This window comes from Kineothrix sp. MB12-C1 (assembly GCF_030863805.1).
In the GTDB taxonomy this organism is placed as follows: Bacteria; Bacillota; Clostridia; order Lachnospirales; family Lachnospiraceae; genus Kineothrix.
Genome location: NZ_CP132957.1, coordinates 2,488,277 through 2,501,031, shown reverse-complemented (window position 1 = coordinate 2,501,031; position 12,755 = coordinate 2,488,277). Strand labels below are relative to the sequence as shown.

Annotated in this window: 9 protein-coding genes; all 9 read right to left on the bottom strand. The window is 38.9% G+C overall.

Features of this window, described 5'->3' with window-relative positions:
• Positions 1-5: 5 nt before the first annotated feature.
• Positions 6-932 (bottom strand): glycoside hydrolase family 43 protein, encoded by a 927-nt coding sequence (locus RBB56_RS11695; protein WP_306719137.1) that lies wholly within the window; start codon positions 930-932, stop codon positions 6-8.
• A gap of 160 nt (positions 933-1,092) precedes the next feature.
• A complete protein-coding gene (locus RBB56_RS11690; protein WP_306719136.1) occupies positions 1,093-2,475 on the bottom strand; it encodes an ABC transporter substrate-binding protein in 1,383 nt (460 codons plus the stop codon).
• Between the two features lie 93 nt (positions 2,476-2,568).
• The gene (locus RBB56_RS11685) at positions 2,569-3,372 is read right to left on the bottom strand and encodes a carbohydrate ABC transporter permease (RefSeq protein WP_306719134.1); all 804 of its coding nucleotides are present in this window, start codon (positions 3,370-3,372) and stop codon (positions 2,569-2,571) included.
• Position 3,373: 1 nt separating this feature from the next.
• On the bottom strand, positions 3,374-4,249 hold the full coding sequence (locus RBB56_RS11680) for a carbohydrate ABC transporter permease (protein ID WP_306719133.1): 876 nt from the start codon (positions 4,247-4,249) through the stop codon (positions 3,374-3,376).
• A 94-nt stretch (positions 4,250-4,343) separates the two neighbouring features.
• Positions 4,344-5,891, bottom strand: a complete 1,548-nt coding sequence (locus RBB56_RS11675; protein ID WP_306719132.1) for a response regulator — start codon at positions 5,889-5,891, stop codon at positions 4,344-4,346.
• Positions 5,888-7,615, bottom strand: coding sequence for a sensor histidine kinase (locus RBB56_RS11670; protein WP_306719131.1), 1,728 nt, complete (start codon positions 7,613-7,615; stop codon positions 5,888-5,890). Before RBB56_RS11670 ends, RBB56_RS11675 begins: the two co-directional genes overlap by 4 nt.
• A gap of 310 nt (positions 7,616-7,925) precedes the next feature.
• Positions 7,926-9,629: a methyl-accepting chemotaxis protein gene (locus RBB56_RS11665; protein WP_306719130.1), complete on the bottom strand. Its 1,704-nt coding sequence runs from the start codon at positions 9,627-9,629 to the stop codon at positions 7,926-7,928.
• A 56-nt stretch (positions 9,630-9,685) separates the two neighbouring features.
• Positions 9,686-11,911, bottom strand: coding sequence for an alpha-galactosidase (locus RBB56_RS11660; RefSeq protein WP_306719129.1), 2,226 nt, complete (start codon positions 11,909-11,911; stop codon positions 9,686-9,688).
• Positions 11,912-12,742 carry a carbohydrate ABC transporter permease gene (locus tag RBB56_RS11655; RefSeq protein WP_306719128.1) on the bottom strand — a complete coding sequence of 277 codons (831 nt, stop codon included), beginning with the start codon at positions 12,740-12,742 and terminating at the stop codon, positions 11,912-11,914.
• Between the last annotated feature and the right edge of the window lie 13 nt (positions 12,743-12,755).

Sequence of the window (12,755 nt, the reverse complement as noted above, 5' to 3'; positions counted from 1 at the left end):
TAATATTACCGCGTCACATTAACAAATAGTTTTTCCCTATCAATAAACATCTCGTCGATTCTCGCCGAACGCGCATCCTCTTTCAATGCAATATCTCCGTTATCACGTCCATGATATATGATATAACATTTCTCGTTATCAAATATAACACTATTGTGTCCCATCCCCTCTATAAACTCATTCTTTCTCAAAAGAGGAGCATACGTATGATTATCAGGATACTTCTTCCATTCCAATTCTCTTAAATCAGCATTCTCCGGGCCATGTGCAATACAATATCCGATAAAATACGTAGGATTCTGATAGCATGCGCCGGAATACATCAGAAAATGAATGCCATCGTGATAGAAATAAAAAGCACCTTCTATCGTATGCCAATGCTGTCCGACTTTGAATCTATCCTTCATATAAATTTCTTCATCAATCGTAGGGCACACTACAGGAATTGGTTTTCCTTCTACAACAAGCGGACTTTCCATCCTATCACACAGAATATATGTACCCGCACGTTCTGCTTCATAATCATTATTGCAATAGAAAAGATACAGACCCGATGGAGTTTCTACAACATGTGCATCAATGGAAAAGGGAGGCAATAATGTCTTTTCATACTTAAACACTCCAGCCGGGGTATCCGACACCGCTACCCGCATAGTATGACCGTGTTCGTCATCACAATCTTCATCTATACTGGAATAATACATGTAATATTTACCGTCAATTTCAATCACGCTCGGTGCCCAGCAGACTTTCTGCCCCGGCATATCCAAATGGACTCCCTCATATTTCCACCCATTTAAGAGTTCATCGCTGCTATATACCTGCCCTCCTGTAGCATACATATAATATCTTCCATCGCTTGCTTTTATTACATAGGGATCTGCCTGCCCTAAAGGAGCAGGATCATTTATCTTTCTATTATATAACTTCATAATTTTGTATCCTTCCATTCCTCTATTTTGCTTAAGTCACAATCATTCTCATCTCTATACTTCCTGCTAATCAAAGAACTTTTGCACCGTCATCAATCCGGACGGTACAAAAGCCCTTTAAAACATACATCTTGAAATTAGCCAGATATACGATATTTTATCATTGAGCGTCCGCTACCGCCTGTACTGCTTTCAGCTCTTCTGCCGGATCATCACCTGCTGCAACATTCTGCATCGCAACCTGAATAGCGGTCACAAGTTCGCTATTAGTCAACTGTCTATTTCCTACTGCATTGCTCACATAATAGTTAACTTCATCGATAGATTGCTGCTGCAATTCACCGTCAATTGTTCCTGTATAAGTTATTTCATTGGATACAGGGGCACCCTGAAGCTGATTTACCCAATACTGCTGCCCTTCACCATTCGACATGTATTCAACAAATTTCATTGCTGCTTCTTTCTGTTCGCAGTCCTTATTGACAGCGAGCATTATATCAACTCCTGAAGTTCCGGCTATGGTACCGCTTTCTGCCATGGAGGGGAATACTGACATTCCGATAATATCTTCCTGATTAGCAATTTCTGTTCCCTGTATCTCTGCATTTGTTGGGGAGGTAGGTCCTAAGTGCCATGAACCAGTCATGAAGAATACTGACTTTCTGGCAAAGAAATATTGGTCACGGGCATCTGGATAAGTCGCAACCCCCAAAGCACCATCCTCAAATATACCATCGGTAAACAACTTCTGCCATGCGAGCATAGTATCTACAAAGCATTGATCCGTCCACTGACGTTCTCCTCTTTCTGCTTCATAAACCGCACCCTCTTCAAATTCATTAGAAATCTGAATGAACCAGTCCGAGTTAATCCAATCATCTGCAGCACCTGCAGCCACACATACATAGCCCTTCGCTTTCGCCTTCTCTGCCGCATCCTTTAACTCAGCATAGGTAGTCGGAACCTTTTCAATACCACATTCATCCATCAGGGTCTTATTATAGAGCAAGTCTGTCATTCCTGCTACCAGCAACGGCATTCCCACCATGGTATCATCCTGGGATATACACTGTCCTACAGCCGTTTCGCTAATTTTCCCATCCCATCCGTTCCAATACTGATCTGCCAACCCTTTCATATCCTCTGCAAAGGGTGCATACTGATCTTTCATCGCTCCGGTTGTTAATCCGAATAGATCCGGTCCCGTGCCGGAAGCCATAGCGACCTGCAATTTCTCAAAATAATCATCTTGCTCCGTACGAATATAATCAATTTTAATATTCGGATTTTCTTTTTCGAATTCTTCGATCATAATATCCGATTGATTTGTTGTCGGCAGCCATGACCAAAAACTAAGCGTCACAACATCCCCCTCCACCTGTTCCCCTGAGTCCTCCACAGCCGCGCCTGCATCTGCATCCGTCGTAGATGCCGGTGCTTCAGTATTCGATGACTTTCCGCTTCCCGCATCATTTCCACAAGCTACCAAAGTTGCAATCATCGCTGTTGTTAAAACAATTGACATCAGTTTTTTCCACTTCATTGTAAGTACCTCCCTAATTTTTTTATAGATTAAGCATACTACCAATTTTATTTCTTTTTACTACAACTTTTTGCTTTTCTATTCGATTTTTTGTTATCCTTTTACCGAACCTGCCGTGATTCCACCTACAAGAAACTTCTGACTGAACAGGTACACCAAAATTGACGGAAGCGTCAGAAGCATCATAACTGCATATATCCTCGCTACATCTTCGGGACTCTGATATGTACTGGATACAAAATATTGTGCCGCCAATGTAACTGTATAATTTTTCTCACTTCTCATTACTAATAGAGGAATTAGATAATCATTCCAGGAATAGATAAAAGTAAGAACCATAACATTCGCTATAATCGGACTTCCAAGCGGCATCATGAATTCATACCAAATGCGAAAAGTAGAAGCCCCGTCTATTCTGGCACTTTCCAGAAGTTCATCCGGTATCGTATCAAAATAGTTCTTTATCATAAGCAGCATCATCGGTGTGTTAAACGCTACCAACGGGACAATTACTCCCAAGTGTTTATCCAGTAAATTAAAATTCTTAATTGTGGTGAACAAAGGGCTTGTTACCGCTGCGACCGGCACCGTAAGGCAAGCCAAAATTGCTCCGTAGATTAATTTACTTCCCTTAAACTTCATTTTGGAAAAAGCATATGCCGATAATGTTGTAATAAGGGTTACTAACAATGCTGTGGATATAGCTATGAACATACTATTAAATATGACTTTAAAATAGCTGATTTTTTCATAGCTTAAAACATATGTATAATTGCTAAGTCCACTGATTTGCAGCGACTTTACAATTGCAATTCCAATCGGCAGAATCCATATAAATGCACATATAATAAAAACAATATAACTCCCTGCTGTCATTTTCCATTTACTATTTGCCATTTCAGTCCTCCTTTGCCAGTCTAATTTGCAAAAATGACATGGCAACCGCTATGATTAATATCGCTACACCGATGGATGCTGCCCCTCCTGCATTAAAGTCCTTGAATGCCTTTTCATACAGATAGGTATTGAGTACCGTAGTGGAGCGTCCTGGTCCTCCTGCCGTCAGAAGCTTAACAATATCGAAAGTCTTAAGGGAACCTACTATACCTAGGATAATCAATACGTTACTTGTTCCTTTCAACATTGGAAGTGTTATGGAAAAAGTCGTCCTCCAAAATCCCGCTCCATCGATTTTGGCCGCTTCATACACATCATCAGGCAATCCCATTAGCCCTGCATAATAGGTAATCATAGAGAATCCCATCCACTGAAATATATTTACAATAATAACAGCCAAAAGTGCATACCTTTTATCTCCCAGCCAGCTTACTGCCATGAAATCTAATCCCACTGCCCGCAAAAATACGTTTAACGTACCATTCGTCGGATCCATGATAATCTTAAAAATTGCAGTAGTAATCGATGTTGCCATTGCAATAGGCATAAAATAAATTGCTTTGAACAAATTGCTTCCCGGCAATCGATTCTTCAGCAGCAACGCCAGAAAGAATCCTACGGCCGCCTGCACGAAGACCGTGCCGAAAAAGAAAACAATGTTATTAAATACCGCCGTCCAAAATGTCTTATCATTGAGCATCTTCGAGTAATTCTTTAGCCCTACAAAGTTCATATCCTTGGACATACCATTCCAATCTGTAAAACTCGTTCCTATCGTATAGATAATACAATAATAAATAAGTGCAAAAGACAGCACCATCATTGGCAGAATGAATAAGTATGCCCACCAATCGTTCTTTTTCCCTAATTTGTTCATCTTGAATATCCATGCTCCTTTCCATACTTGTGAACCTAAACATATTATAGGAAATACTGCATGCAAAAAAGATAACAACTTTTTTTGAAATACTCTAATTTTTTGCTATGAATTCTGCCGGTGTCATCCCCTCATTTTCCTTAAACACCTTAAAGAAATAGTTATAATTACGGAACCCTGCCTGCCCCGCTACTTCTTTCATTGTTATGTTATTTCTCAGCAATAGACTTTTGGCTTTATTCACTCTCTGTTCATTGAGAAATTCCACAAAGCGCATTCCCGTCTCCTGCTTAAATGCCCTGCTCAAATACGTATAGCTGCTTCCCACTTCTTCTGCGCATCTCTCAAGCGATATATCTTTGTCATAATTTTTGGAAATATAATCTACGGTTCTTTGTACGATGGCCGAATATTTATCTTTTTCCCCTTCGGCATGCAGCTTCCTGCTATTATACCACTCCATTATTTCAATCCGTATCTGCTCAAAGATTTCGTTTTCCCTAATGCGCCTAAGAACCCTTTCCTTCTCTTCTTCCATTAGCATTCCTTGTTCCTGCATAAGTCCGATTACCTTTTCACAAAAATGGTATACATACTCTCTATCCATCCGCACTTCTTCCATATATGAAAATATTTCATTTAATACATCCGTACTATCCCGTTTCCAATCAGAAAGCTCGAAGTTAAGCTGCTTCCAAAGGCTTTCCGGTATTTCTTCTTTACGGTATTTAATTTTCCCGGAAACTGCGGCGGATATGATACGGTTTCCTCCAAAATAGAATTTATCCTTCAATATCTCATCTAAACGGTATGCTTCCTGTACTGCAGCTTCCAGATTTGCCTGCGCTTCGCCTACCACCATTGTCACTGTTGTATCTAACATTCGAATAATCTGTCTTTGTAATCTTCCTGTTAGGTTCTTTACTACATTTATAATAAGAAGAGTACTTGTTATACCTGCAAAAGATAACAAAAGTATAAGATGTGCTTGTTTGGTAAAATAGACTACATATTGATATTCCCGCCCCAATATCTGTCCAAGAATATCGATTACAGCTTTGCCGAGTTCTTGCTTATACTCTGAAGGCATCACACCCTCTGAAAATAAATAATCCGGGCTGACTGCTAACGGAACAACATTGTGATATGTAAAATCAATGAACTTCTTATCAGACATTTCCTTAATAACTTCTGCTTTAAATTCATTCTTATCTTTGATACAGTAACCGATACGGTGATAAAGCATCCTTTCCTCCGGTACTATCCTATATTTCTCTCTAACCTGATAAAGTGTTCTTATAAGATTTTCTTTCGTCAGTTCATGTTTTAGAAGATAATTAGCAGCACCGTTAATCAAGCTTCCCCTTACAAACTTAAAGTCATCGAATGCACTAATCACTATTATTGGAAGAAATTCGTTGATCACATGTACCATCCGCATCAATTCCACACCATTTATTTCCTGCATTTGCATATCGCATAGCATGATATCTATTTCGTTTTTCCTAAGCCATTCAATTGCCGTTTTTCCATCAGAAAAATCCGCCACAACTTCATATTCTGCATTGTCTTCCAGTAGTTTCTTTATCGTATTCCTGCTAGTCATCTCGTCATCAACGATTATCAACTTAATTTTCGTCATATATTTCCTCCTTCCTCAACAACGGGAAGCACAAATACCGCTCTTGTATAAATGCCCTCTTTGCTTTCGTAGTGAAGCCCATATTCATTCCCAAAGAACAGCTTTATTCTTTCATTAACATTCTGCACCCCAATACCGTTAAAGGTACTCTCTTTTCTGGTTTTTTTGCTGAGAATCCCCTTCATCTGCTCCTTCGTCATCCCATCTCCGTTGTCCTCAACAGTTATATATAACTTTTCTTCTTTTACTTCCGCACATATTCTGATAATTCCTTGTCGGGATAAATCCTTTGGTATTCCGTGGTAAACTGCATTTTCTACTATGGGCTGTAAAATAAACTTAGGGACATGCAGTGACTCTATCTCTTCGCCTGTAATATCCTTTTCCACCAGGAAATCATATCCTCCACCATACTCTATCATTGTAAGATAATTATCCACATAAGCCAGTTCGTCTTTCAACGGAATAATATTTTGTTCCTGATGCATAGCACTTTGAAGCAATGAATTCAGAGAAGTGATAAGCGGCACTAAATTATCCGCATTTTGTATTTTGGCCATCCAGATTACCGTATTCAGTGCATTAGAAATAAAATGAGGATTTATTTGTGCTTGCAGGAAATCCATTTCTACTTTGCGTTTCTGTTTTTCTTCTTCCGCAACTTTCTCCATTAATTCCTTAATTCTGGATACCATATGATTGAATGTACGTCCCATCTGACCTATTTCATCTTTACTCCTGACCGGATACACAATCTTCAGATTCCCCTGAGAGACCTCTTCCATACTATTTCTTAATAACGTAATCTCCATTGTCATTTTCGATATAATAAGAATCGCTACTGTTCCCGCCAAAATCAATATAATAATCATCAATACCATCGTGAGCAGTGCCGTTCGATGGATATCTCGAATATAATAATCTGACGGTATTGCCATAGTGAAGGTCCATCCTACATCCTTTGCTTCAAAAGTATTATAAACAAAGCCTTTCTCCCGATATTTCCCCTCCAATATTTCATCGCCGCAATTTGAAAATATCATGGATTTATTTTCATTTACTACCTGGAACTTACTACCCTCCGGAAGATTGGCCGAGAACATCTGCTCTATCACTCCGTAATCAAAATATAGAACGACATAGCCCAATAAATTCTTGTGCCAATCTGTAATTCCTCTAATTGCCGGGACCACATAATTGCTGGAATACGTCGATTTGCCCCCCTCAACATGAATAGGATCCATCATAACCATATTGGTCTTCAACGTCTCTTGGTCCAGCTCTACAATCTTTTCATATAGTTGTTCATGATCTTGCATTAAATGTGAACTAGAAAATACACAGTCTTCTTTAACAACTATAGTAATTCCTACAATATAATATTTATAACCATTCAATCCCTTGATAAAGCGTTCTATAACCCTCTTATTTTTCAAATATTCCTGATTCCATTGCCCCTTAGTCATTATCACATTTTCATTTAATTCTTCCATGGGCTGAACTATATTGTTTTTGTTCAAGGATATCATCGATGCCATATACGAAGTATCTTCTAATAAATATTCAAATGCATGACAAGCATCCAACATCGTACTTTCCGATATATTTCTCAAATAAGTATCCGTTAGGTTACTGCTGACCCGATACCATACCGATGTTATGATAATTCCACTTAATATTAATACTACGGAGACTACTAAAAAGATTTTTTTCTTTATTGACATGTGTTTCACCCCTATCACAAACCAACATATGTATTTATAAAGTTTTAAAGTAAATAAAAACTCCCCATGTTTTTTCATTGTAACATGAGGAGTGTTAATTTCTAATATACTTTTTAATCATTTACTATACATTTTTGCCTTTATTTAAGGTGCTCACTTTATGCCTTCTTTGCAATAAGATTTCCTGCTTTAGAACTGGAAGCTACCTCGAAGATGAGTTAACTCATATCCCTAAGGACAAGGTCATACAAATATTATACTTAATCATTTGCCTGACCTGATAAAATAATATAAAACAAATTATACTAGTTTATAATTGAAACATGCTCATATTTTTTTCTAATATGTCAGCAACAACTTTTAACTGATGGGAATTATCCTTGACTTCTTGGGTCGTATTCCTGAACTCGCTAACGGATACCGATGTTTCCTCTGTATTTTCTGCATTTTTTCTGGCAATTGCTGCCAAGCTTTGAACCGCTTGTGTAACACAGCCCCTCGCCTCATCTAGCTGTGAGGAGCTAGATGCAATTTTATTCACAGATAAAAATGAATGACTTATCCCATCGAGTATCTTTTCAAATATCCTTTCTGTCTCCGCTACATTTTTATTCTGCTTTTCCATAATTATCTTTACTTCATTCATTGTAAGAACTGCTTTTTGAGAATTACTAATTAGAACCTTGATTATATTCTCAATTTGCTGAGCTGACGCACTTGATTGTTCTGCAAGTTTCTTTATCTGGGAAGCTACGACCGCGAAGCCTCTTCCTGTTTCCCCGGATCTCGCTGCCTCAATTGAGGCATTTAGCGATAATAGATTTGTTTCTTCAGCGATAGCAGCAATTATTTTAGTTGCTTCCTGAATTCTCATGGCGGAATCATTCGTTGTGTTTGTCTGCTCATATATCACTCCGATCGAGTTAATTGCGTGTTTATTTATATCATTCAACTCATCCAAAGTGTTCGTAGCTTCATCAATCGATTCTTTCATCAGATTCATTTTTTGTATCAACTGGGTTACTTCGGAATTGGTACCTCTGATCAGGTTGCCAATATTAACGATATCTTCCGTTGCACTTTCCGTTTTATCAGCCTGATTTGTTGTTTCTGCCACAATTTCATCTATTGCTTTTTCCACACATTTTACCGAAGATACTGCTAAATCTGCATTATTATCCAAATTATAGGATGCTTCATAAAGAATCATACTCTGCTGCTTAATCTGGGAAACAATGTTTACTAGCCTTTCACGGAGCTCATCGATTGTATTTGCAATTTGTCCCATTTCATCTTTACGATTTGTAATTTGCAAGTTATGTACTTTTTCAGTGAAATCTAGCATAGCAAATCGTTTTATTACTGATGTAAGCTTTAATAATGGCCGGATAATATGTTCTGCTATGCCATAGGCAATAATTCCAATTATTATAAAGGCGATAATTCCACATAGAACAACTGAAGAAAAAATTCTATCCACAGAACTTAATACCTCTGATTTATCCGCAGTGATAACAAGCACAGCCGTGGCATTCCTAATAATATAATAGGCGGCATATCTTTCTATTCCATCATCTGTTATTATAACTACATCATTTTCAGGAATATCATGAGTAGCAATATTCGAGAGAAGATTGTCTGACCAATCATTCTTTATTGCTTTTCCAATTTTATCTGAATCCGGATGATATAACATTGTTCCATCTGCCAAAAATACATACGCATAACTGGACTCAACACCATTAATCTGAACTTTGCCTATTAATCTCTCCAACGCCTCTTTATTAAGTACCATATTCGCCGCTATACTTCTCGAAATAGCTTCATCGATATTGGCACCTGTCGTATCACATACATCGGACATATAATTCCGCAATATTTGATTATAACTTCTTCCGACAATGGACATGACCAGGGATAAAACAATAGCTATCGTGAACGCTATTGATACAAGTACCAATGCGAGCACTTTTGCCTTTATAGACATCCATTTTCTTTGTTTATATTCTCTCATTTTTACTTTCCTTTAGTAAAAGACTATTACGGCATCCTTATTTACAATAATTTATACTAGCCTTCCTGGCCCATGCAAGACTTTAATCGATAAATCCTCGAGCTAAAATCTCTCCCGCGGCCGCACAGGTCCTCTTTACATATGACCATTCCTGCATGCATTAATTCATCTCCGCCAAACCATTCGGACTCATCTTCATCCAAAATATATCTTTTGTTCTCATCCAAGCCGGTTAGCTTCAGGCGTATCCATTCTTCATTGGCTATACTCAATATTTTATAAAATCCAACGAACGCTTCGTTCTTGTCTTGCGACACTACCATCCATGCACCTGCTTTTCCTTCGAACGGATTTTGCAACCTATAAAAATCGCCGCTCATAATTAGCTTTCTATATTTCTTATGAAACTCTACTTGTTCTTTTATTATTTGCCGCTCCCTCTCTGTTAGCCTCTGCAGGTCCAATTCATATCCGAGCATTCCGAATTGCGCCACATTTCCTCTTGTTTCCAGCGGTGTCACTCTGCCTACTTGCTGATTAGGAACTTCGGAAACATGTGCTCCTATGCTGCTTAAAGGGTATACAAAAGATGTTCCATACTGAATTTTAATACGTTCTATTGCATCCGTATTATCGCTGGTCCATGTCTGCGGTGCATAATAGAGCATCCCCGGATCAAATCTGGCCCCTCCGCTGGAACAGGATTCAAATAATACTTCCGGAAACTTTTCTATTAAGAGCTCATACAACCGATAAACTCCAAGTATGTACTTGTGGAATACTTTTCCTTGCTCCCCTGCCTTGTGGGCGGTGGAATAGACTTCCGAAAGGTAACGGTTCATATCCCATTTCACATATGTTATAGGAGCATTCATCAACACTCGCTCCATCAAGTTATAGATATATTCCACCACTTTCTCGCTTGTGAAGTCCAATACATATTGGTTTCTGCTTGGGGATGCCTTCCTTCCCGGCGCTGACAGAATCCAATCGGAATGTTCTCTAAATAAATCCGAATCCTTATTTATCATCTCCGGCTCAAACCACAAGCCGAAATCCATACCCATGGCATTAATCTTCTTAGCCAGCCCTTCTATTCCCTCCGGAAGCTTATCATAATCTGTTACATACCAATCTCCAAGACCTGATTTATCATCGTCCCTTTTTCCAAACCAGCCATCATCCAAAACAAAGAGCTCTATTCCCATTTTTTTGGCTGTTGAGGCAATATCCAAAACTTGCCGCTCCGTAAATTGCGGCCCGGTAGCCTCCCAGTTATTTATTAAGATAGGGCGCTCTCTATCCCTCCACAGACCACGCACCAGACGACTGCGATAGATTCTGTGAAAGGTCTGGCTCATTCCGTTCATCCCCTGATCGGAATACACCAATACCGCTTCCGGACTTTGGAACGATTCCTCCGGCTTCAGTAGCCAAGAGAAGCCCTCCGGGTGAATTCCTATTTGAATTCTCGACATATTACAGGTATCCACTTCCACCGATTCCATATGGTTCCCGCTGTAAATCAAACTGAATCCTATTGCTTCACCTGAGAATTCATTCGTTTCCGGGCGCTTAAGCGCTATAAAAGGATTTTGTTCGGCGCTACTAATTCCCCGCCTGCTATTAATTCCCTGCACACCCACATTCAGCTTCCGGCATATAACATCCCTTTCTCTCGCCCATGCCCCTGACAACTGAATCATTTCATATTCTGCATCCGGCAAATCGATACTCGCACTCAATACCCTATCCAATGTTACTTTTTCATTGCCATGATTATAGAACTTTACACTTCTCGCAATCACAGGGTAGTCTCTGAATATGCTATATTGTAAAATGCAATCTACCTTTAACAAGGAATCTGTTAAGGTAATTTCTATTGTTTCTGCCTCGTCCTCATCTTCCACATATAAAGCCGGAAGTCCTGAAAGTCGATTCTTTCCTTTATAAATAATATGGGACTGATATTGGAAATTGGTGATTCTGCTTCCGTTTTCCTGAAGAAGTTCAAAAGCAGGCTCTCTAAAATCACCCATTCCGGTACATGGATATTCCATCCTCGTATACTGAGGACTGAAGAAATACTCATTCTCCTCGCAGTACACTGCCAAAGAACGGTGTCCTCCTTCCAGCAAATAGGAATAATTATTTTTATGTTTTATCTTTTTGCCATAATATAAATTCCCCATCTGCCCATTGGGCAATACTTTCATAATGTAACTAATTTGGTGATTAAATAAATGAAACTCTCTCGTTTGCTCCGAAAATATAATGGCCATCTATAACTTTCCTCCTGATGTTGCAACTCCCTCAATAAACTGTCTCTGAAAAATAATGTAAATCAGCATCATTGGCCAAATAGCCAAGACTGCTGCTGCCATTAACTGTGGATAATTTACAGAATATGCACTTGAAATTTTCGCCAATGCTGAAGATAATGTAGCTGCATCAGAGTTAGAATTGACTATCATCGGCCACATTAAGTCCTTAAATGAAAAAAGAGCAGTAAAGATAGCCAATGCTATCAATCCCGATTTCGTCAATGGAAGCATTACTTTCCAAAAAGTCTGACCGATGTTACACCCATCTAACCTTGCCGATTCTTCCAGTTCCTTTGGAAGCCCCATGAAAAATTGCCGCAGGAGAAATGTTCCAAACGCACTTACCAATCCAGGAAATACCAGCGCGAAAATCGTGTTACGTAGCCCCAATCTATCAATCATTAAATACTGTGGAACGATAAAAATTTGAACCGGTACCATCATCTGAAATAACACTAGGCTAAAGAAAAAATCTCTTCCGGGGAACTTCAGTCTGGCAAATGCATAGGCTGCCATTGCACTGAATAGCACTGCACAAATTACACGGAGGCCCATCATCGCAAAGGTATTGAAATATAACTGTATAAAATCATTCTGTTGAATTACCGTTTTGTAATTATCCCATTGTGCTTCCCTCGGGAAAAATACGAATGGATTCATAGATGTAGATTCACTTATTGTTTTTAGAGATGTTATCACCATCCATAAAAATGGCAGCATCATAATGCAAGCACCTAACACTAAAAACGTATGTATTAATAAGGTGGTAATTGTCTTTCTTCTTTTCATATCCGCTATCCTC